This window comes from Microbacterium sp. 67-17 (assembly GCF_001898325.1).
GTDB lineage: Bacteria > Actinomycetota > Actinomycetes > Actinomycetales > Microbacteriaceae > Microbacterium > Microbacterium schleiferi.
The window spans coordinates 255880-277381 of record NZ_MKTR01000014.1; the positions used below are offsets into that span (position 1 = coordinate 255880).

At 68.1% G+C, this 21502-nt stretch carries 18 protein-coding genes and 1 tRNA gene; 12 read left to right on the forward strand and 7 right to left on the reverse strand.

Features of this window, described 5'->3' with window-relative positions; genetic code table 11:
* A complete protein-coding gene (locus tag BGO47_RS06990; RefSeq protein ID WP_292709893.1) occupies positions 1-1449 on the reverse strand; it encodes a DHA2 family efflux MFS transporter permease subunit in 1449 nt (482 codons plus the stop codon).
* Between the two features lie 95 nt (positions 1450-1544).
* Between BGO47_RS06990 and BGO47_RS06995 the strand changes: the two genes are divergently transcribed.
* The 6 genes from BGO47_RS06995 (at position 1545) to BGO47_RS07020 (ending at position 7866) form a co-directional block, all read left to right on the forward strand.
* On the forward strand, positions 1545-2129 hold the full coding sequence (locus tag BGO47_RS06995) for a TetR/AcrR family transcriptional regulator (RefSeq protein ID WP_292709894.1): 585 nt from the start codon (positions 1545-1547) through the stop codon (positions 2127-2129).
* A gap of 71 nt (positions 2130-2200) precedes the next feature.
* The gene (locus BGO47_RS07000) at positions 2201-3319 is read left to right on the forward strand and encodes a GuaB3 family IMP dehydrogenase-related protein (RefSeq protein ID WP_292709954.1); all 1119 of its coding nucleotides are present in this window, start codon (positions 2201-2203) and stop codon (positions 3317-3319) included.
* Entirely contained in the window at positions 3316-4158 is an 843-nt protein-coding gene (locus BGO47_RS07005; RefSeq protein ID WP_292709896.1) for an SURF1 family cytochrome oxidase biogenesis protein, read from the forward strand. Before BGO47_RS07000 ends, BGO47_RS07005 begins: the two co-directional genes overlap by 4 nt.
* 9 nt (positions 4159-4167) lie before the next feature.
* Positions 4168-4704 (forward strand): DUF3817 domain-containing protein, encoded by a 537-nt coding sequence (locus BGO47_RS07010; protein WP_292709898.1) that lies wholly within the window; start codon positions 4168-4170, stop codon positions 4702-4704.
* Positions 4705-4746: 42 nt separating this feature from the next.
* Entirely contained in the window at positions 4747-6330 is a 1584-nt protein-coding gene (gene guaA, locus BGO47_RS07015) for a glutamine-hydrolyzing GMP synthase (protein WP_292709900.1), read from the forward strand.
* Positions 6331-6465: 135 nt separating this feature from the next.
* The gene (locus BGO47_RS07020; RefSeq protein WP_292709902.1) at positions 6466-7866 is read left to right on the forward strand and encodes a glycosyltransferase family 4 protein; all 1401 of its coding nucleotides are present in this window, start codon (positions 6466-6468) and stop codon (positions 7864-7866) included.
* Between the two features lie 217 nt (positions 7867-8083).
* Here BGO47_RS07020 and BGO47_RS07025 read toward each other — a convergent pair whose 3' ends face one another.
* On the reverse strand, positions 8084-8998 hold the full coding sequence (locus tag BGO47_RS07025; protein ID WP_292709904.1) for a Bax inhibitor-1/YccA family protein: 915 nt from the start codon (positions 8996-8998) through the stop codon (positions 8084-8086).
* A gap of 120 nt (positions 8999-9118) precedes the next feature.
* On the opposite strand from BGO47_RS07025, the gene BGO47_RS07030 reads away from it, so the two are divergent.
* The 5 genes from BGO47_RS07030 (at position 9119) to BGO47_RS07050 (ending at position 17117) form a co-directional block, all read left to right on the forward strand.
* A complete protein-coding gene (locus BGO47_RS07030; protein ID WP_292709907.1) occupies positions 9119-10105 on the forward strand; it encodes a glycerophosphodiester phosphodiesterase family protein in 987 nt (328 codons plus the stop codon).
* A 226-nt stretch (positions 10106-10331) separates the two neighbouring features.
* A complete protein-coding gene (locus tag BGO47_RS07035) occupies positions 10332-12035 on the forward strand; it encodes a PAS domain-containing sensor histidine kinase (protein WP_292709909.1) in 1704 nt (567 codons plus the stop codon).
* Positions 12036-12089: 54 nt separating this feature from the next.
* Positions 12090-13046, forward strand: a complete 957-nt coding sequence (locus BGO47_RS07040) for an ABC transporter ATP-binding protein (protein WP_292709911.1) — start codon at positions 12090-12092, stop codon at positions 13044-13046.
* Positions 13043-14092, forward strand: a complete 1050-nt coding sequence (locus BGO47_RS07045) for an ABC transporter permease (RefSeq protein WP_292709913.1) — start codon at positions 13043-13045, stop codon at positions 14090-14092. The genes BGO47_RS07040 and BGO47_RS07045 overlap by 4 nt, the downstream gene beginning before the upstream one ends.
* Before the next feature lie 25 nt (positions 14093-14117).
* On the forward strand, positions 14118-17117 hold the full coding sequence (locus BGO47_RS07050; protein ID WP_292709915.1) for a hypothetical protein: 3000 nt from the start codon (positions 14118-14120) through the stop codon (positions 17115-17117).
* Positions 17118-17131: 14 nt separating this feature from the next.
* Here BGO47_RS07050 and BGO47_RS07055 read toward each other — a convergent pair whose 3' ends face one another.
* From BGO47_RS07055 to BGO47_RS07070, 4 genes are all read right to left on the reverse strand, one after another.
* Positions 17132-18772 carry an HNH endonuclease signature motif containing protein gene (locus tag BGO47_RS07055; RefSeq protein ID WP_292709918.1) on the reverse strand — a complete coding sequence of 547 codons (1641 nt, stop codon included), beginning with the start codon at positions 18770-18772 and terminating at the stop codon, positions 17132-17134.
* Positions 18773-18852: 80 nt separating this feature from the next.
* The gene (locus BGO47_RS07060; protein WP_292709920.1) at positions 18853-19554 is read right to left on the reverse strand and encodes a nucleotidyltransferase domain-containing protein; all 702 of its coding nucleotides are present in this window, start codon (positions 19552-19554) and stop codon (positions 18853-18855) included.
* 33 nt (positions 19555-19587) lie between these two features.
* Positions 19588-19660: transfer RNA gene (locus BGO47_RS07065), tRNA-Met, on the reverse strand.
* 61 nt (positions 19661-19721) lie between these two features.
* Positions 19722-20333 carry a MerR family transcriptional regulator gene (locus tag BGO47_RS07070; RefSeq protein WP_292709922.1) on the reverse strand — a complete coding sequence of 204 codons (612 nt, stop codon included), beginning with the start codon at positions 20331-20333 and terminating at the stop codon, positions 19722-19724.
* A 94-nt stretch (positions 20334-20427) separates the two neighbouring features.
* On the opposite strand from BGO47_RS07070, the gene BGO47_RS07075 reads away from it, so the two are divergent.
* Complete coding sequence (locus BGO47_RS07075; protein WP_292709924.1) at positions 20428-20844, forward strand: hypothetical protein; 417 nt, start codon at positions 20428-20430, stop codon at positions 20842-20844.
* Between the two features lie 227 nt (positions 20845-21071).
* On the opposite strand, the gene BGO47_RS07080 is transcribed toward BGO47_RS07075, so the two are convergent.
* Positions 21072-21488 (reverse strand): YccF domain-containing protein, encoded by a 417-nt coding sequence (locus tag BGO47_RS07080; RefSeq protein ID WP_292709926.1) that lies wholly within the window; start codon positions 21486-21488, stop codon positions 21072-21074.
* Between the last annotated feature and the right edge of the window lie 14 nt (positions 21489-21502).

Below are 21502 nucleotides of genomic sequence, written 5' to 3' on the forward strand. Positions count from 1 at the left end.
TTACGGCGTGTTGCGACCCCTCGCGTGTGAGGCTGCGGAACGACCCGACGGCAGCCACAGGGCGACAATCGCGCTGATCACCAGCACGATGCCTCCGACGAACACCGCGGGCCGCGCCGCCTCGACGTACAGGTCGGGAACCAGCTCCCCGCCGGCGCCGAGGAAGATCGCCGTGAGCACGGCAGTGCCGAGGGCCAGTCCGATCTCGCGCACCGTCGAGTTGACGCCGGATGCTTTCGCGTGATCCACGATCCCCAGAGTCGCCAAGAGTGCTGTCGCCGACGGTGCGAAGACGAGCCCCATCCCGACACCGGCGATGACAAAAGGCGCGACCATCGCCGCGTACGGAGTGTCAAGACCCAGGATCGCGGCGAGCCAGATCAGCGCCGTCGCCTGCATCACGAGCCCAACGACCATCAGGAGGCGGGTGCCGACGCGGGGGGCGAGCAGACCCGCGAGCGGCGCGATCACCATCGGCGCCAGCGTCCACGGCGTGGTGCGCACTGCCGCCTCCCACGGTGAGGCGCCCTGCACAACCTGCATGTACTGGATGAGCAGGAAGATCGCGCCGAACGTGCCGAAGCTGAAACCGAAGCCGGCGATGTTGGTGACCGTGAAACTGCGGTCGCGGAACAGGCGCAAGGGCATGAGGGGCGCTGACGCGCGGGCCTGCCACGCGACGAATCCCGCCAGGAGCGCCAAGCCTGCCACGAGCTCCGCGATGACCCCGAATGATCCCCAGCCGTCGTCGTTTCCGCGAACGATCGCGTGGACCAGCAGGACAACGCTCGGGGCGATCATGACCGCGCCGATGAGGTCGAGACGCACACGCGCTCCGCGGTCGTTACGCAGGGCCCACAGGGCGAAGGGGATGGCGAGGATCGCGATCGGAACGTTCAGCCAGAAGATCGCCTGCCAGTTCCAGCCCTCCATGATCGCGCCGCCCACGAGCGGGCCGACGGCGACCCCGAGACCCGAGACCCCACCCCAGATCCCGATCGCGAGCGGACGGCGCTCGGGGGCGACACCGCCCGAGAGCAGCGCGAGCGACAGCGGGAATATGCCGGCTCCGCCGAGTCCCTGAACGGCGCGGGCGACGATCAGCTGCGAGGGATCGGTGCTGACAGCGGCGAGTACCGAACCGATACCGAAGACGGCGATTCCGATCGCGAAGACCGTGCGACGCCCGAAGCGGTCGCCCAGGGCGGATGCCAACAGGATCGCACCGGCGAAGGCCAGCGTGTAGGCGTTCACGAACCACTGCAGTTCCTCGACACTCGCGCCGAGGTCGCGGTGGAGCACCGGGAGCGCGTTGGTCATCACGAGGTTGTCGAGGGTTGCCATGAACATCGGTACGGACGCTGCCGCCACCACCAGGCCGAAAGCGCGCTGCCGCGGCGCGGTGCGTTGCGAGGGCTGCACGGGAGCCGGGTCGAGCGTGGTGCTCACGGGATGCCTCCACTGAAGTAATCGAATGATTACATGGACTGTAGTAATCGACTGATAACATGTCAAGCATGGCTCATAACGGCACGCAACGACGCATGAGTTCTGACGAGCGCCGTGCCGAAATCCTGCTGGCGGCTCACGCCGTCTTCGGTGCGCGCGGGTACGAGGGAGCGACGACGGACGAGGTAGCTCGCGCCGCTGGCGTCAGTCAGCCCTACGTGGTCAGGTTGTTCGGCACGAAGGAATCGCTGTTCCTGGCCGTGTTGCATGACGCGGTCGACCAGTTGCTCGACGGATTCCGTGCCGAACTGACCTCGGCCGATGATGAGAGATCCGTCCAGGACCGCATGGGTGCGGCGTACCTCGAGCTGCTCCAGGTGCGGGGGCTTCACCAGACGCTCTCGCACGCCTTCCTTCTCGGCGGCCATCCGGTGATCGGGCCCGCAGCCCGCGAGGGTTTCGTCAGGGTGTGGCGGTTCCTGCGGGACGACGTCGGATTCGACGCCGACACCGCCCAGGCGTTCCTCGCCGAAGGGATGCTGATCAACACGATGATCGGGTTGCGCCTCATCGACGAGGTCGACGCGGATGACGGCATCCATGAGCTTTTCGACACCTGTTTCCCGACCACGATGCGCGCCGTGCAGGATGTCGCTCCGCGCAGCACTGAACCCTGGTGAGCCTCGTCCCGCGTGAGGCGGGGGCCGCGGATGCATGAGTCCGCGCCACCGGTAGGCTGGGGCGCGTGACCATGGAGATCGAGATCGGCCGCGCCAAGCGCGCTCGCCGCGCGTACTCGTTCGACGACATCGCCGTCGTCCCCTCGCGCCGCACCCGCAATCCCGAGGATGTCTCGACTGCCTGGTCGATCGATGCGTTCCAGTTCGACATCCCCGTGCTCGGCGCTCCGATGGACTCGGTCGTGAGCCCCCGGACCGCGATCATGCTCGGCCAGCTCGGTGGACTCGGCGTCCTCGACCTCGAGGGACTGTGGACCCGGTATGACGACCCCGAGCCGCTGCTGGCCGAGATCGCCTCGCTCGATGAGGCGACGGCCACGTGCCGGATGCAGGAGCTGTACTCCGAGCCGATCAAGCCCGAACTCATCCGTGAGCGCCTGCAGCAGATCCGTGACGCCGGCGTCACGGTGGCCGGCGCCCTGACTCCGCAGCGCACGCAGCAGTTGTACGAGACCGTCGTCGCGGCCGGCGTGGATCTGTTCGTCATCCGTGGCACGACGGTGTCGGCCGAGCATGTCTCGAGCGTCGACGAGCCCCTCAACCTCAAGAAGTTCATCTACGACCTCGACGTCCCCGTCATCGTCGGTGGCGCCGCGACCTACACGGCAGCCCTGCACCTCATGCGTACGGGCGCGGCGGGTGTGCTCGTCGGCTTCGGCGGCGGTGCGGCCTCGACGACGCGCGGCGTGCTCGGCATCCATGCACCCATGGCCACGGCAGTCGCCGACGTCGCCGGCGCGCGCCGCGACTACCTCGACGAGTCGGGCGGGCGCTACGTCCACGTCATCGCCGACGGCGGTGTGGGCACCTCCGGTGACATCGTCAAGGCGCTCGCCATGGGCGCGGATGCCGTCATGCTCGGCGTTGCGCTCTCGCGGGCGACCGACGCGCCGGGCCGCGGATACCACTGGGGCCCGGAGGCTCATCACTCCAAGCTTCCGCGCGGACGTCGGGTGAAGGTCGACCAGGTGACGAACCTCGAGTCCGTGCTCTACGGGCCGGCTCCGGTGGCTGACGGAACCGCGAACCTCATCGGGGCGCTGAAGAAGTCGATGGCAACGACCGGCTACTCCGACCTCAAGGAGTTCCAGCGCGTCGAGGTCGTCGTCGCGCCGTATACGGGCGGATGACAGACCAGACAGTCTTTCCCCCGACCCTGCGGGAGGTCATGCTCCGACCCCGCTGGATCGGCGTCCTGCTGCTCGCGCTCGTCGTCGCGGGAGTGTTCGCGTGGCTCGGGCAGTGGCAGCTGGGGCGCGCGATCGACACCGATCCGCTCCCACCCGGCGCCACCGAGGAGGTCAGGCCGCTCGCCGAGATCGCAGCGCCGGGAGAGTACCTTTCCGAGCCGCTCGTCGGCCAGCGCGTCGAGGTCACGGGCGCGTGGGTTCCCGAGGATTTCCTCATCGTTTCGTCGCGTTTCAATGATGGCGTCGAAGGGTTCTGGGTTACGGGTCAGCTGCGTATCGCCGATAAGGCGGCACCGACATCCGTGGCCGTAGCCGTCGGCTGGGCGCCGACGCTCACCGACGCCGAGTCCGCGGCCGAGTCCCTTGAGCAGACCGCTGTCGCGGGAGAGCCCGTGACGATCGTCGGCCGGTTGATCTCCGATGAGGGGCCGGTGCCGCCGCCGCGCGGCGAGCCGCCCTTCACGATGACGCGGATGTCTCCCGCTGCCCTGCTTGCCCAGTGGCATGACACCGCAGGTCTTGACGTCTACCGCAGCTACATCGCCTCGCAGTCAGCGCCGGCGGGCCTCGTGGACATCGCTTCACCCGCGCCGGATGGCGGGTCCACGGTGAACTGGCTCAACATCTTCTACGCGGCCGAGTGGGTGGTCTTCGCCGGGTTCGCGTTCTACTTCTGGTACCGCCTCGCCAAGGACGCGTGGGAGAAGGAAGTCGAAGAACTCGAGGATGCCGCCGCTGCGGCATCCGGCTCGGGAAGCGCCGGCGCGACCGGCGACTAGAATGGGCCCATGCCCCGCGAGCCGAAACCGTCGTCTTTTCCGGCCATTCGCGGAGCCCTGACCTTCTACCAGGTCGCTTCGATCATCACCGGTGTCATGCTGCTTCTGCTGCTGGCCGAGATGATCCTCAAGTACTCGCCGCTGCACGTCGAGCTGTTCGCCGGCGGCTCCGGAGGCTTCCTCTGGTTTGCGCCGGTGCTGGTCGGCCCCGGATGCGAGTGGTATTCGCTCTTCGTTCCGGGCGGGCTCGGCTGCGATCTCGAGTCGGCGGGCGATGGTGTCAACGTGTCGCTGTCGATCCTCGTCGGCCACGGCTGGTTCTATGTCGTGTACCTCTTCGCGTGCTTCCGCATCTGGAGCCTCATGCGGTGGCGGTTCGGCCGGTTCATCGCCCTCGCGCTGGGCGGGATCGTCCCGCTCCTGTCGTTCTTCATGGAGGCCCGGGTCGCGCGCGAGGTCAAGGCGTACCTTGCTGCACGCGAGTCCGAGAGCCACAACCTGGCCGAGCACTCGACGCTGACCCGCCAGAACCCCACAGTTTCCTGACCCACGCTCCTGGATCCCAGGGGCGCCGACCGAAAGCATCCGGTGACAGAACAGACCGAGACCTCGCAGCGACCCGTCCTCGTCGTCGACTTCGGCGCGCAGTACGCCCAGCTCATCGCCCGTCGCGTGCGCGAAGCAGGCGTGTACAGCGAGCTGGTCCCGCACACCGCGACCGCGCAAGAGATCGCCGCGAAGGACCCGATCGGCATCATCCTCTCGGGCGGGCCGTCATCGGTATATGAGCCGGGCGCACCAACCCTCGACCCGGGCGTGTTCGACCTGGGCGTGCCGACCCTGGGGATTTGCTACGGCTTCCAGGTCATGGCCCAGGCGCTCGGCGGTGTCGTTGCGAACACCGGCCTACGTGAGTACGGGGCGACGGATGCCAGCATCATCCAGGACGAGAACGTGCTGTTCGAGGGCCAGCCCGCCGAGCAGAACGTCTGGATGAGCCACGGCGACCAGGTGTCCGAGGCGCCCGCCGGGTTCGAGGTGCTCGCCCGCACCGATGCCACCCCGGTCGCTGCGTTCGGGAACGACGACCGTCGCATGTACGGCGTGCAGTGGCATCCCGAGGTCAAGCACTCCGACCACGGGCAGCGCATCATCGAAAACTTCCTGCACAAGGCTGCGGGCCTTCCCGCGGACTGGAACAGCGGTAACGTCATCGCCGAGCAGGTCGATCGCATCCGCGCGCAGGTCGGCTCGGGTCGCGTGCTTTCGGCGCTGTCGGGAGGCGTCGACTCCGCCGTCTCGACGGCTCTCGTGCACAAGGCGGTCGGTGACCAGCTCGTTGCCGTCTTCGTCGATCACGGGCTCCTGCGCAAGGGTGAGCGCGAACAGGTCGAGCAGGACTACGTCGCCTCGACCGGCGTACGGCTCGTGACCGTCGACGCGCGGGAAACGTTCCTCACGGCGTTGGCCGGTGTCAGCGATCCCGAAGAGAAGCGTAAGATCATCGGCCGCGAGTTCATCCGCGCCTTCGAGCGGGTGCAGCGCGAACTCGTCGACGAGGCCAAGGCCGACGGCGAGCCCATCCGCTTCCTCGTGCAGGGCACCCTGTACCCGGATGTCGTCGAGTCCGGTGGTGGCACAGGCACCGCGAACATCAAGAGCCACCACAACGTCGGCGGGCTTCCCGAGGACCTGCAGTTCGAGCTCGTCGAGCCGCTTCGCACCCTCTTCAAAGACGAGGTGCGCGCCATCGGGCGTGAGCTGGGGCTTCCCGAGGTCATCGTGGGCCGCCAGCCCTTTCCGGGGCCCGGTCTTGGCATCCGCATCGTGGGTGAGGTCACCGCTGACCGCCTCGAGATCCTGCGTGATGCCGACGCCATCGCCCGCGAAGAGTTGACCAAGGCGGGGCTGGACGGCGAGATCTGGCAGTGCCCGGTCGTCCTCCTCGCCGACGTGCGGTCGGTCGGCGTTCAGGGCGATGGGCGCACGTACGGGCATCCGATCGTGCTGCGCCCCGTCTCGAGTGAAGACGCGATGACCGCCGACTGGACCCGGCTGCCGTACGACGTGCTCTCGCGGATCTCGAACCGCATCACGAACGAGGTGCGTGAGGTCAACCGTGTCGTGCTCGATGTCACCTCCAAGCCCCCGGGGACTATCGAGTGGGAGTGACGTGGAGCGGCGCTCATACTCGGGCGATGGTGTTGTGTGTCGCTCGACCGCGTGGCGGGCGAGTGGGAGTGACGTGGAGCGGCGCTCATACTCGGGCGATGGTGCTGTGTGGCACATGACCGCGGGAGCGGGCGAGTGGGAGTAGCTCCCACCGCTGGGGGTGCGTTGCCCGGGGCGCGCTACCTCGTCCTTGCGTCGCGGCTCGTTCCCGATCGCGACGGTGGGTTCACGATCTCGGTGCTCCGGCGGGCGCTCGATATGGCGGCCGCGGGCGCGGAGATCACGCTCCTGACGGTCGATCCGGGGGAAACCGCCGACCACGACACTCATCGAGCCGAGTGGGTGCGGCGTGGTCTCCTTGGCAGTGAGGGGAGTCTTCGGAATCTGTTCGATGACGCGCGCTCGGATCCGTCGTGGTTGCGGCGCTCGGCGATTCCGGGGCCGGTGCCGTCCTCCCCGTGGCCGACGCGGGTCATCACCGACGGCTCGGGCGCGGCGGTGCTCGACGTGCCGGTGGTGAGCGGCGATGCCGCGTGGCATCTGACTGACGCTCCGGTTCGTATCTACGACGGCGACGGAGACGTGATTGGGTGGCTGCCGGGGTTCGGTGGCCTCTACCGCGCCTGGCTGAACGCTGTCGCAGCCGAATCGGCGGATGGCGGCGCGGAGCGCGCCCCGGTTATCGTGCTGTGCGAGGCGCGGCAGATCGGCGAGACGCTGGTCGCGTCTGGCGGACCTGCGCTGGATGCCGGCATCCGTGTGCTGCATACGACGCACGCCTGTCATGTCCTCTCCCCGTTCCAGTGGGACTCGCCGATGGATGCCGCATGGCAGCGGTGGTTCGAGATCGCAGACCGGTTTGACGGCGTGTTGTGGCTCACGCCTTCGCAGCGCGACGACGTCGAGCGTCGGTTCGGCGGCCGACTGCGGTCGTTCGTCGTGCCGCATCCTGCGCCGGTCGTGTCGGCGCCGAGCGATCCCGTTGCCGGCCGCATCGTCATCCTGAACTCGCTCATTCCTCGCAAACGCGTCGATCACGTGCTGCGGGCGCTTCCCGCGATACGTGCCGCGGTCCCCGCCGCGCACCTGTGCGTGTACGGTGACGGCGGGTCGGGTGCGCAGCTGCGCGCTCTGGCGACGGAGCTGGGCGTCGCCGATGCTGTCGAGTGGCTTGGTCACGTCGCCGATCCGGCGACGCAGGCCTGGGCATCCGCCGACGTTCTCGTGCTCGCGAGCACGAACGAGGGGCAGCCTCTCGTGATTCTGGAGGCGCTGGCGGCCGGCGTTCCCGTGGTCGCCTACGACATGCCCTACGGGCCCCGCGACACCCTCGCGTACGGTGGAGGGGTGCTCGTCAGCGATGGCGACATCGACGCCCTCGCCGCGGCGCTCATCGACGTGCTCTCGGACCGTGGCCTCCGTTCGGAGCTTTCAGCCTCGGGACGAGCAGCTGCGGCGGCGATGGATGCCGCGGCATCCATGCGCGCCCTCGGCGACGCGGTTCGCACTGCCCTGGTCGACCCCGTCAGCAGCTGACCCCTAGCGCCGCCGGATGCTCGAGTCGCAACGGCGCACAGGATGTCCGACGCGCCGGGCGTCTTGGGTGTGCGCACGGCGTGTCGGGTAGCGGATGCGCCGTTGCGACAGGGGTGAGGGGTCAGGCGCGCGCCGGATGCGGGGCGCGGGCGGTGCGACGAATGCGGAAGGGCCGCCCGACTCCGAGGAGTGGGCGGCCCTTCTGTAGATCGGTGCGTCAGTTGCTGCCGCGCAGGATCGCGAGGATTCGCAGGATCTCGACGTACAGCCACACGACAGTGACCATGATGCCGAAGGCGCCGAGCCAGGCGTACTGGCGGGGGGCGCCGTTACGCACACCCTGCTGGATCGAGTCGAAGTCGAGCACCAGCGAGTACGCCGCCATTATGACCACGAAGACACCGATGATCAGTCCGAGTGGGATTCCGAAGACCTGCTGACTCAGCAGACCGAATGCGCCACCGGCGATCGGGACATTGAAGATCATCAGCATGACGTTGATGAGCGAGAAGACGAGGTAACCGATCATCGCGATCATGAAGACCTTCGTCGCCTTCTTGGAGGCGCGCACCTTGCCGCTTGCGAACAGGGCCAGGGTGACGCCGACGACAGCGACGGTCGCGAGCGTTGCCTGGATGACGATGCCGGGCCAGATGAACTCGAAGAAGGCCGAGATCGCGCCGATGAACAGGCCCTCGAAGGCCGCGTAGCCCCAGATGAGAGCCGGGCGGATCTTCTTACGTGACGTGAAGATCACGACCATCGCAAGCACGAATCCGCCGAGTGCACCAATGATCCACGGCGCCATCGTCGGGCTCGGGTTCGCCGCGGTAACCGGGGCCATCGTCCACAGCCACCCAGCGACAGCCGTCACCAGCAGGATCGCGAACAGGCCGATCGTCTTGATGACGGTGTCTTCGACAGTCATCCGCCCGGTCTCGATCGCGCCGGCCGACGGCGCTGCGTAGGCACCCTCCAGCTGGGCGTTGACCGCGGCGTCCGTTGCTGCAGCCGGGGGCGCGTACTTCGTCTGCGCCCCGGAGCCGGTCTGGCCGCTCGTCGGGAAAGCGCGGCCCGCGCCCTGCTCCTGGAACGCGGGGTTGTTGAATGCGGGGTTGTTTCCAGCCGCCACGAGTTCACACTCCAAAGTTCGTGAAAAACAGCCGTCTGCTGTTGATCAAGGCTATCGGACGGGGGCACCTGAATGACCCGTGGCCGCTGTGAAGCCGCCATGAACGGCTAGCCTGAGCGCGTGAGCAGGCCCCTCATCATCGGCCACCGCGGTGCGCCCGGCTACCGTCCCGAACACACGCGCAGCTCGTACGAGCTCGCGATCCAGATGGGGGTGGACGCCGTCGAGCCCGACCTCGTCGTCTCCCGGGACGGGGTTCTCGTCATCCGTCATGAGAACGAACTGTCAACCACGACGGATGTCGCAGACCGTCCCGAGTTCGCCGGCCGGCGCACGATCAAGCGGATCGACGGGCTCGACCACTCGGGGTGGTTTGCCGAGGACTTCACCTGGGATGAGCTCGCGACCCTCCGCTGCCGGGAGCGGATTCCGGGCATCCGCCCGGGGAGTGCTGCCTTCGACGACCAGGAACCGCCGCTGCGGCTTCGGGACCTGCTCGCGCTGCTGGATGACCATCGCGCGGGTGGGCGTGAGGTCATCCCCGTCATCGAGATCAAGCACGCCGCCTACTTCGCGTCGCTCGGTCACGATATGGCGCGCCTTGTCGAGTCCGAGCTGGCAGCGAGCGGGTGGAACGAACGCCGCGTGGTCATCGAGTCGTTCGAACTGGCCATCCTTCGCCACCTGCGCGAGCGGGGCACGAGCGCTGAGCTGGTGTTCTTGATCGACGCCGACGGCATCCCTGCCGATCAACTCTCTGACCCGACCGCGCGAACCTACGCCGACTGGATGACGCCCGACGGACTGGACATCCTCGCCACCGAGGTCGACGGGATCAGCCCCGACAAGATGATCATCCTTGCCCCGGATGCCGAGGGCCGCGCAACCGGTCCGGCGCCGCTGGTCGACCGGGCGCATGCACGGGGGCTCGCCGTCTTCACGTGGACGTGTCGGCCCGAGAACGCGTTTCTTCTTCCCGAGTATCAGACGGGCACTCTCGCGGAGTACGGCGATTGGCGAGGCGAGTGGGCGGTGCTGCAGAGGGCCGGTCTCGACGGCGTTTTCGTCGACCACGCCGACCTTGGCGTCGAGGTCTTCGGCGTCTAGGCCGTCGGTGAGGGTGTAGACGCCACGAGCGATGCGCGGGGGCCTCGGCCCCGCCATGGCCGTGATCGCGGCGCCGCTCGCTCTGGCGCGTGCGAGGGCAATCCCGAGCTGGCCCGGCGTGCTCGCTCCAGGACTCCCGCGGGTCTGCTCGAAGCCAACGACCCCCTGTCCAATGCTTGACAGACGGCGCCGGGTAAGCGAATCTTTGTGGCAGGGGTGACCTGAGGTGGATGGACCTGTGCAGCGCGGTGAACGGGGTCTGCAACCCACAGATCCCGGCGTGCGCGCGGAATCTGCGTCTGCGGAGCGCATTCTGCTCTCGCTCCAGATCCAGCCGTGGACGCAGTTTGCGTTGCTCGCCGCCACGGTCGGGGTCATGGTCACCGCCCAGATCTACGGCGACAGTGCGCTCACCCCGGCGGCCTTCGCCGGGTTCGGCTTCATCCTCGCCGGTGCTATCGCCATCGGCATCCTGGCCCGGTCGCGGCCCCGCACCCATACGGCGTGGATTGCGTTGGTTCCGCTCGCGGCGCTCGTGGGGATCCCCCTGATTCGGAACGAAGCCGTCGACGTGGTCGACGGCATCGGCTTCATGATGGTCTTCCCCCTCGTCTGGCTCGGCGCCGCGTTCTCGCTGCCGGCGGTCGTGGTCGGTATCGTGCTTGCGGGGGCCATTCCCCTGATGCCGGCGATCGGTGCGGGCCGGGTGCCCGATTCTGCGCCCGAGTGGATTGCGTTCGGTGTGTTTCTCACCTTCGCTGCCCTCATCGCACTCTCGGCGTTCGGGACCGGTCATCAACTTCGACGGGAGGTCGCCAACCGTGAGGCCGCCCTTGCTTCCTCGGAGGCAGCAGCCGAGGCGAGGGAGCGACTTTCGGCCATCCTGCAGGCAGTTTCCGAGGCCACCGAAGACGCCGTTCTGGTCTTCGGCCCTGATGGGAGCGTCCTCACGGCGAACGACGCCGCCCGTCGCCTGGCCCGACTGGCCGGAATCGACTTGACCGGAGAACCCGCGCTGGCCGGTCGAAAGATCTACTCCGCAGATCGAAGGACGCCGCTGTTCCCCTCGCCACAGACCGTGACGGCACTCGCCCGCAGCGGCGAGGTGCGGGGCCGCATCGCGTGGCTCGGCGACACCGACCAGGTCGCGGTGAGCTATTCGGCCAGGCCGATCTTCCGGGGCGGTGAGCCCCTGGGCACTGTCCTCATCGCCCACGACGTCACCGACCTCGTGGAGGCGATCGAGGTGCGCGATCGCTTCCTGGATGCCGTGAACCACGAACTGCGGACCCCGCTGACCGTGCTCATGGGAGAGACGGAACTGGCGCAGACCGAGGAGGTCTCTCCCCGGGTGGCAGCCCGCCTCGAACGGGTGGATTCGGCCGCACAGCGCCTGTTCACCACCGTCGAACACTTGCTCTCGGCTTACCGGCACTCGGTGCGGGCGCTCTCGCACACGACAAGCGTGGCCCTGGCGGTCGGGGATGTGATCGAGCGCCAGTCGGGCCTTGCCCAAGAATCCGGGGTGAGCGTGGTCTTCACCGATCACGGCGCCGAAACGACGAGCGTAGACGCCCGAAGCCTCGGGGGCATCGTCGAGGAACTCCTGCGCAACGCGGTGCTCTGTTCCCCCCGAGGCGCAACCGTTTCCGTGGAGACACGACGTGAGGGGGACTGCCCGACGATCGAACTCACGGACTCTGGCGTCGGGATGAGCGACACGGAGCGTCGCCGCGCCTTTGATCGGTTCTATCGCACGGACTTCGCCCGCCAGCAGGCGCTACCGGGTGTCGGCCTCGGCCTGTCGATTGCCCGCAATCTGGCAGACGCGAACGGCGTTTCGATCGAACTCGAACCCGCCTCGACGGGTGGAACGTGCGCGCGGCTCACCCTGCCGCCAGCGATTTCTCCCGTGGATGCGACGGCGTGACGACCTCCGCCGGAGGGGCCGCGAGAAGCCGCCGTCCTCGCATAGGGTGGCACCATGGATGCCGCCTCTGATCCACCCGGCGCCGCTGCAACAGGCATTGTCGCGACCGGTCTGCGTCGCTCGTTCGGCAAGGTCGAGGCGGTTCGCGATGTCTCACTGCATGCGCGCGCCGGCGCGGTTACGGGGCTTGTCGGCCCCAACGGGTCGGGCAAGACGACGCTCTTTCTCATGCTCGCCTCGCTGCTTACCCCGGATGCCGGAACGATCCGCATCGGTGACGTCGATCCGATCGAAAGGCCGCACGCGGCCCGTGCCCTGCTGGGATGGATGCCGGACTCGCTCGGCACGTGGGGGGCGCTCTCTGCCCGAGAGACACTCATCGTCACCGGTCGGCTGCACGATCTTCCGAAGGATGCCGCGAGAGCCCGCGCCGACGAGCTTCTCGAACTCGTCGACCTGACCGCGCTCGCCAAGGCTCCTGCCCGCGTGCTCTCGCGTGGACAGAAGCAGCGTCTCGGGCTTGCCCGCGCGCTGGTGCACGACCCCCGCGTGCTGCTGCTCGACGAGCCCGCATCAGGGCTCGACCCGGCTGCCCGCGTCGAGCTTCGACACCTGCTGCGCCGATTCGCCGCCGAGGGACGCACCGTGCTGGTGTCCAGCCACGTGCTCGCCGAACTCGAGGAGGTCATCGACGATGCGGTGTTCCTTCTCGAGGGGAGTTCCGTCGACTCGGGCGCAGCGATCGCGGCACGACGCACGCGCGACTGGCGCATCCGACTGCTGGGGCAGCCGACGGATGCCGCAGCATCCGTTGCCGCAGCGCTTGAGTGGCCGATCGAGGCAGTTCGAGTCGACCGTTCGGACGTGCTGATCCCGCTCGCGACAGACGAGGATGCCGCCGGGGCGCTGCGCCGACTCGTCGAGCGCGGCATCCCGCTGACGGAGTTCGCCCCCGCCGTCGGTGATTTGGAACAGACCTTCCTCGACCTGCGTGGAGGTGAGGGAGCATGAGCGGGACCCGCCTGTGGACGCTCGTCCGTCTCGACCTGACCCAGCGGGTGCGCAGCGTCGCCTGGTACGTGATGCTCGGCGTGTTCGCCGCGATTCTCGTCGTGGTGACTGCCCTGTCTTTGCTCTCGTTCTCATACGCGGGAGGTGCTGGCGCGGGCGCCGGTGTCTACTCCGTGGTCGTCTTCGTGGTGCTGCTGCTGGCCGTTCTCGTCTCGCCGACCCTGTCGGGAAACGCGATCAACGGCGACCGGGATGCCGCAAACCTTGCGCCCGTGCAGGTGACGCTCGCCACGACGGCCGAGATCGTGCTCGCGAAGTTCCTGGCGGCGTGGCTCACGGGTCTCTCATTCGCCGTGATCGCGGTGCCGTTCATGCTCGTTGCCGCCGTCAGCGGCGGAGTCGACCCGCTCGTCGTGCTGGTCTCTCTCGTGGTGCTGATCGTGGAGATCGCGATCATTGCCGCGATCGGTGTGGGTCTCAGCGGCATCGTTGCCCGTCCGCTGTTCTCCGTAGCCGTGACCTACCTGGTGGTGGCGGCCCTCGTCATCGGCACGCCGATCGCGTTCACGCTCGGTGGCGCGGCGATCCGCACCGACGTCACGCAGTCGTACCGCAGCTACATCTACGACGACGAGACCGGCACGACCTCGAACCCGCCCGAGTGCGGCCCCTGGGAGAGCACCACGTACGAGGTGCCGAGGTTCGACACCGTGTGGTGGATTCTCTCGGCGAACCCGTTCGTCATCCTTGCTGACGCCACACCGGCACGCTTCGACACGAGCGGGTACCCCGAAGACCTCTTCGGAAACTTCTCGTACCTCGTCCGCAGTGCCCAGATCCCGCCGCAGGACACCGTGACCTGGGACGACTGCGCGCGGATGCCGCAGCCGACGCCCACGCCCGAGGAGATCTACAACCAGACGACGCCGAGCTGGTTCGTGGGCCTCGCCGTGCAGCTCGTGCTCGCGGGGGCGCTGCTGTGGTGGGGCGGGGCGCGCACCAGGACGCCGTCGCGCACGCTGCCGCCGGGCACGCGCATCGCCTGACCCGAATTCCCAGTAGCGTGAGGGAATGGGTTCGGCGGTGCGGCGCAGCATCCTCGCTGGTGCCACGGCAGTCGTTCTGCTTGCCCTCGGCGCTGGCGTTGCCGTGGTCGTGACCGACGCCCTGGGCATCCGGACCGAAGCCGCTGCGCAGATGCAGCCGCAGCCGCCGGCCGTTGCCCCCGCTGTGGATGTCGTCGTGCCGCCGCAGTTCACGAGCGTTGATGCGCCCAGCGGACCGCGCTACGAGGCTGCGCTCGACGAGCTGTTCGATGCCGTGACCGATGCGCCGAGCACAGGTGCTGACGCGACCCTGACGGTCAGCGCGGGCGATGACCCGGATGACGAGTCCTATCGCCTCGAGCGAGACGCGGCAGCGCTCACGATCGTGGCCGCGGGGGAGGCGGGCGCGGTTCGGGGCCTCTACGACATCGCGGCCCGCATCCGTGCCGGAGAGCCGGCGGTCGTGGACGTGGGCGTCGAGGTGAGCTCTCGTCTGCCGTTCCGGATGGTCGACCTCGGGGCTGTTGGGGTGGTTCCGGACGCCGAGGCCTGGGCCGTCGGGACCGACTACTCTCACGCATCCCGGGCCTTCGAAGACGTGATTCTGCCCGAGGCTCCCTACATCGACGAGGATGCGCTCGCCGAAGCGTACGACGAGTTCGACGCTTTCTTGCGGCATGTGCTCGCCGATGGATACACGGCCGTGGCCTTTCCGGGATTTGTCGAGTACGTGACGTTCGACGGCGTCGACGGTGCGTATGCCGAGGGCGACGATCACACGGCGCGCGCTCTGGCCCTGCGCAAGGCGTTCACGCCGTTCTGGGATCGGGCCGACGAACTGGGCATGGACGTCTTCTTGCGGACCGACATGCTCGCCCTCACGACACCGCTCGAGCAGTACCTTGTGGGACGGTTCGGATCGCTCGACACTGCCAATCCGGAGCTCTGGGATGTCTACACGACGGGTCTCGATGAGCTCTACGCCGCGGCGCCGGCGCTGGATGGCATCCTGATCCGCATCGGCGAAGCGGGTGAGGTCTACGACGTCGACGGCTGGGACGTGTCCTCGAAGCTGGCCGTGACCGAGGCGCCCCAGGTACAGGCGATGCTCGAGGCGTTCACGGGGCAGGCCGAGGCATCCGATCGTGAGGTGATCTTCCGATCGTGGAGCGTCGGGGTAGGCGCCGTCGGTGACATGCACACGAATGTGGAGTCGTACGACGAGGTGCTGGCGGGCATCGACTCGCCGGCGCTGATCGTGTCGACGAAGTACACGCTCGGCGACTTCTATAGCTGGTTGCCTCTGAATGACACGCTCGCGCAGGGTGATCAGCGCCGCATCATCGAGTTCCAGAGCAGGCGCGAGTTCGAGAACTTCGGGGCTTTTCCGAATGATCTCGGCCCCGAGTATCAGTACGCGCTGCAGACCCTGCTCGCCGAGAACCCGAACATCGAGGGTGTCTGGGTCTGGACGCAGGACGGCGGGCCGTGGCGGGCCGGCCCGATGACCCTGTACCTGAAGACCGGCTTCTGGCAGCTCTACGAGCTGAACACGCAGCTTGCGGGAGTGTTGGCGCGGGATCCGGATGCCGACGTCGCGGCGGTGACCGCGGGATGGGCGCGCGAGTGGTTCAGCGACGACCCCGCCACCGTGTCGGCGATCGCCGAGGCGATGGCGCTCTCTCGGGAGGCGATCACGCAGGGCCTGTACATCGAGCCGTTTGCCGAGCAGCGGGTCTTCGCGATCGGGCTCGAACCGCCGCCGATGATGTGGATCTTCGAGTGGGACATCCTCACCGGTGATTCTGCTGTTCTCGATGTCATCTACGAGGTCTCGCGCGACCAGATCGACGAGGCGATCGCGGGTGGTGAGCGGGCGGCCGCCGCAGTTGATGAGATGCAGGCGTTGGTTTCGGGGACGGATGCTTCCACCTGGCGCGACCCCGCGATGCGCGAGGCGTTTGTCGGCACTCTCGCGTACGAGGCGGATGTGCTGCACCTGCTCTCGTCGTACCGGGCGATGATCCTGCATCAGGCGCAGTGGCACGACACTCTCGCGGCCGACGCGTATGCCGCGTGGCAGAGCGACAGGGATGCGTTCGTTGCGCTCGCGGCCGAGCACACAGCCACCTACACCGGCGATGTCGACTACCCGGCATATAACCTCACCGCCGCCCAGCTCGGTGTCGAGCGCGCGGACCGTGACCCGGCGATGGCGTGGCTTGCCCGCATCCTGCTGGTGCTCGCGGTGGCGTGGGTCGTCATCGGGATGCTGGCGGCGCGGACGCGACTTGTCGGCCGGCCAGGTGCCGCGGCGGCGCGGGCTGCGTGGCTTGCAGCGACAAGGCCGTGGCGGGCACGAGAATCGACGCTCGGGATGCTGCCGCTTGACCGGTGGTTGCTGATCATCGTGCCGGGCGGTCTGCTCGTGGCGACTCGCGCCGTGCAGACCTCGTTCCTGTCGTGGACCCACCTGGTCGTCGTGCTCGGTGCATGGCTGGTATTCCTCATCGTCGTGCGCCTCTTCGTGCGCGAGCGCTCGCCGTGGCCGGTGATCGCGGCCGTCGGTGGTGTGCTGGTGTTGCGCAGCATCCTGACCCTGCTCGCGCTCTCGTTCACGGGGCCGGGCGGATACTGGTTCGCCTTCTGGACCGATCCGCTTCGCCGCTCGATCTACATCACGATCGCGTTCGCGCTGTTCGTGTGGCTGTTCGTCGCGGCGGGGTGGGCGCTCTCGAGCCAGTTCGGCGCCCGCCGCGCGACGGGCATCGTGCTCGCCGGTGTCGGGGCCGGGCTGGCGGTTCCCGCGGCGGTGATCGGGCTCGTCGGTCTCGAGTCGGCGCTGACGCTGTGGAATGACGAGATGGGGTTGCTGCCGTGGGGTCTCGCGCGGATCCTCGGCATCACGACCTATCTCGACATCCCGCCCGATATACCGTGGTTCGCGGCGGGCTTCGGTGCTGTCATCGCGCTGATCGGCGTGTTCCTGGCGTTGACTTGGCGGCGCGACGCTGTGACACGCTGACGACCCTCGGCACGTCAGATCGGTCGCGGAACAGCGCTGTAGTGCGATCCGGACACAGCAGGCTCGGCCGGCGCCGCCCCGGGCTGTGCAGGTGGCGAAGACGGGGTACGCCAGGGCGGGCGTTCAGGCGGTGGAGGTGGATCCCAGGCCCAGGCCCACGGCGCTTTCGTGCGAAGTCTTCGGGGCGGTGTCTCCGTGCCCTCCGGTGATCGGTGCCCGGGCGGCGGAACGAGGATGAACGGGCCGAGCCCGTCGCGGACGATGCGCCAGCCGTTGTTGTGCAGCTGCATGTGGTGGAACCGGCACAGCAGGATGCCGCGGTCGATGTCGGTGCGGCCGCCCGCTGCGACGTGGTCGATGTGATGCGATTCGCAGTACGCGGCGGGCACCGGGCATCCGATTCCGGCGCAGCCGCCGTCGCGGATCGCGAGCGCAAGCTTCTGCTTCGCACTGAAGAGGCGTTGCTCGCGTCCGAGGTCGAGGGGGTTGCCCCGGCTGTCGACCGTGACATCGACGGAGCCGTGCTGGCACAGGGCGCGGTCGATGATCGCCCCGGGAAAAGCGTCTCCGCCATCCTCTGCGTGGCCCGTGGCGATCATCCGGCCGAGCGGGTCGCGGGCGCCCGCCTGGTCTTTGACGATGACCATGCGAACTCCAGGCTGGCGAACACCGAAGACGTCGGCGGCCTCAGCCACGGCGCCGGCACGCAGCACGTCGACGAGAAGGTCGTACTCGAGCTGCTCGTTGGTGCGCGGGTCGGCGATGAGGTCCGCAGCTGCGGCACGTTCGGCATCCGTGACGAAGCGCGGTCCGCCGCGCCGGGGTCGGAGTGCCGCCGCAAACATCGAACGCACGAACAGCGCCATCTCGTCGTCGAACGCGATGTGGCCGTGATGCTGGCCGTGCTGGTCGATCCACATCCGAATGGAGCGCTTCTCGTAGCGGTTCTGGAACCGGCACGCCGCCCCTGTCGGGTCGAGGATGTCGCGCATCTGCCGTGCCCGGCTTCGCAGCTCCTCGACCGATGCTCCCTCGACTGCCTCGTCGACGAGTGTTTCCGCCGCAACCGACCAAGCGAGAGCGGCCGAGGCCGGGTCGATGTCCTCGGCTTCGGGCTCCCCGAGTCCGCCGCGGATCGCGTCGTGCTGGGCCGGTGTGAGTCGGCCCTCGAGCAGTGCCACCCGCAGCGGCGCGTGCCACGGCTCTCGTGCAGAGGCGGCAGCGCTCGGGAAATTCGCGTCGAGCAACAGCGCGTTGTCATCGCCAGCAGGGTCGCCGCTCTCGGCGTCCATCGGCGCCGCGGATGCCCCGCCCTCATCGAGCATGGCCGCCCCGACGCGGAGCTGGCGCAGCGCGTCAGCACGGCTCCCGCCCGTGATCGACTGGATCAACGCGGCAGGCGACGCGTGCCCCTGGCCCGCCGCCAAACCCGAATGCCCCTGTTCGCGTCGGGACCTGGTTGCCGCGACACCGGCGATCACGGACTGCAGCCGCTCGGCATCGTTGGCGATCGCCGTGACGTGACGCAGCACCTCCAGCACTGACGCGTCCGACAGTGCCGCTGCGCCAGCGGGCAGCCCCGTGGGCTCGACATCCAGCTCGGCGAACACAGCGAGCTGGTCGAGCCGCTCGCGCATTGCCGTGAGGATGTTCATGTCTTCACTACATCACCAACCTCCGACATTGGCAGGCCCGTCGCCATCACTCGAAAAGCAGCTGTGGACAGGGCTTTGTTTCAGAATCCTGGGGAGGAGACGACCGCCACATCGGATGCGACGCGCGAGGACTGAGGGTGGCACCCGATGGTCCGCCTACCACGACCGACCGGGCTGAGAGAGATGTCCGAGCATGCGACGATGGGACGTTCGATCGAAGCGGGGCTCATGAGCGACAGACGGCTGACGGCGCGTCGGGGATGCTGATCGGCGAGCCAGCGCAGCGCCGCGGCGGGGCGAAGAACGTAGAAGAAGCGCTTCAACGAGGGCGCACTCGAGCGCTGCTGAAGCGCGACATGTCGACAGTGGCGGCCGACGCTGGCGCGTTCCGCGACGGCCAGCGCCGGCGTCAACAGCCGATCGCGAAAGTCGGGGTCGCCGGAGTAGATGATCGGGGACCGCAGCCATTCGATCGCGGTGGCATTGCCTTTCGCGATCAGTCGCACAGTTTTCGCCAGATCCCAACCGTTGACATCGAAGACCGCGTCCAGAGGCGTCTCGATGACATCCCGCTCGGGCCACAGCGAGAGGTAGCGGTCTGGGGACCGCACGAAAATGAACCGACAGTCGTCGTCGCTGTCAGGCGAAGGGAAGCCCCACGCGCGGCTGCCGCTCTCGATCGTCCAGTGGATGCGCACGTCGTGCTCGACTGCCACAGCTGACAAGCGAGCGTCGATCTCGGCTACGACACGCGGATCGAGGCTCGGTGAAATAGCGCGCACGGCTCGACGATACGCGCCGGTGAGCCCTGATCGACGCGACGGCGGGAGTCGAACCCGCTGCGCGACCGGGTATGAACCGGTGCCCGGAACCATCCGGTCCGCCGCGATGAGGACCCCACGCTAACCGCCACCCCTGACGTGCGGCTGCTGTGTTTCTGACCGTGACGTCACATGTCGTCATCCGTCGCTCGCGTGGCGAGCAGATGCTGGTGGGCGAGCCGACGCAGGGCAAGGATGGCGGGTTCGTACATCGCGGTGCCGAGCACGGCGTACGAGACCTGCTCGCTCTCGCTGAGCTCTGCCAGCGGGAGCAGCTCGGCCGCCGCGACCCGCAGGAGCGGGCCGGCGTAGCGGGCGGCGGTCTCGGCATCCCAGGTGAGCCCCGCCGCTTCGATGCCGCGGATCGCCGCCTCGAGTTGCCCGACAGCGGCGAAACGTTCGTCGTAGGTGAGCCCCAGTCGCTCGATCGTCTCGCGCGCGCGGTCGGTGTTCGTCTCGTCGGCGTACGGCGGCAAGGCGCTCACAGCCCTTCCGAGCGTCGCGTACGGCGTCTCGTCGGGCGCATCGATGAGGGACAGAATCTCCTTCACCCGCGCGAGCGGCAGCGCCCGAACGTCGCTGAGGGCCTGGATGACGCGCAGGCGCGCGAGGTGCTCGTCGCCGTAATCCGCGCGGGTTGCGGAGGTCGCGGTGCCGCGGGGGAGCATTCCTTCCCGGATGTAGAACTTGATCGAGGCGACGGGGATGCCGCTGTGTTCAGACAGTTCAGAGATGCGCACGCTGCTCCTTGCTTGGATAGTGGCACTATCCTATATTGGGTAGTGAAACTATCCAATGCGCGCCGGCGGCGCGGAGAGTCGAAGCGGAGCATCCATGTCCCCGATCCTGTCGATCGTCGTCGGCGCCACCCTGCTGACGGTCATCACCATTGCCTACGGCGGCACCTTCGTGCTGCGCACGACGACCGGCGGTTATCCGTTCAACGGTCTGCAGAAGACGTTCTTTCGCGCCGGCCACGCGCACGCCGGCGTGCTCGTCATCCTCGGAATCGTCTGCGCGCTCGCGCAGGCGTCGGCGGGCGTGACCGGCGGATGGGAGTGGGCCGCGGTCGGCGTGCTCGCCTCGGCGATCCTGGTTCCCGCAGGATTCTTCCTGGCGGTGATCGGTCGCGATCCGCAGAAGCCGGGCAAGGCCATGGCGCTGCTGTGGGCCGGGGTCGTCGTGCTCGCGATCTCACTCGCCGTCGTCGGGGCATCCGTGATCGCGGCCGGGGTCGCAGCACTCGGCTGAGCCGCGGCACATGCCCGCCCCGAACGGAGCGACGATTCGTGGCGGGCAGCTGTGGGAAGATCGTCCTGACCCGCCGAGCCCGTCACCCGTTGGTTCTCGCAGCGGCGACGTGAGAGCGGAGAGTGGCGGCATGGCAGCCGTGGACAGCACTGCCGGGGGACCCGGCGCCGTGTCGCGGCGTCTGCCTGTGCGGTATCCGCTGACGTCCTACGGGGATACCGCTGATATCAGCGCGAGAACGAGTCGGCGGCTCGGTCGAACTGACCGCCGCGACGCTTCTCGACGATCTCTTTGCCCAGCGGCATGAGCGACACCGGCACGAGCTTGAAGTTCGCGATCCCCAGCGGAATGCCGATGATCGTGATGCACAGCGCGAGTCCCGACAGGATGTGACCGATCGCCAGCCACCAGCCGGCGAGGATGACCCACACGACGTTGCCGAGGAACGAGAACACCCCCGAGCGCGGGTGGTCGACGACCTCGCGCCCGAACGGCCATAGCGTGTAGAAACCGATCCGGAACGAGGCGATGCCCCACGGGATCGTGACGATCAGCACGCACAGGATGACGCCCGCGAGCATGTAGCCGAGGAACAGCCAGAACCCCGACAGGACGAGCCAGATGATGTTCAGGAGCGTGCGCATGAGGTCCATTGTGG

Excerpts from the sequence above, each read along its gene's own strand:
- BGO47_RS06995 (WP_292709894.1), top strand. The coding sequence starts at position 1,545 with ATGAGTTCTGACGAGCGCCGTGCCGAAATCCTGCTGGCGGCTCACGCC.
- BGO47_RS07000 (WP_292709954.1), top strand. The coding sequence starts at position 2,201 with ATGGAGATCGAGATCGGCCGCGCCAAGCGCGCTCGCCGCGCGTACTCG.
- BGO47_RS07005 (WP_292709896.1), top strand. The coding sequence starts at position 3,316 with ATGACAGACCAGACAGTCTTTCCCCCGACCCTGCGGGAGGTCATGCTC.
- BGO47_RS07010 (WP_292709898.1), top strand. The coding sequence starts at position 4,168 with ATGCCCCGCGAGCCGAAACCGTCGTCTTTTCCGGCCATTCGCGGAGCC.
- BGO47_RS07040 (WP_292709911.1), top strand. The coding sequence starts at position 12,090 with ATGGATGCCGCCTCTGATCCACCCGGCGCCGCTGCAACAGGCATTGTC.
- BGO47_RS07045 (WP_292709913.1), top strand. The coding sequence starts at position 13,043 with ATGAGCGGGACCCGCCTGTGGACGCTCGTCCGTCTCGACCTGACCCAG.
- BGO47_RS07050 (WP_292709915.1), top strand. The coding sequence starts at position 14,118 with ATGGGTTCGGCGGTGCGGCGCAGCATCCTCGCTGGTGCCACGGCAGTC.
- BGO47_RS07055 (WP_292709918.1), bottom strand. The coding sequence starts at position 18,772 with ATGAACATCCTCACGGCAATGCGCGAGCGGCTCGACCAGCTCGCTGTG.
- BGO47_RS07075 (WP_292709924.1), top strand. The coding sequence starts at position 20,428 with ATGTCCCCGATCCTGTCGATCGTCGTCGGCGCCACCCTGCTGACGGTC.
- BGO47_RS07080 (WP_292709926.1), bottom strand. The coding sequence starts at position 21,488 with ATGCGCACGCTCCTGAACATCATCTGGCTCGTCCTGTCGGGGTTCTGG.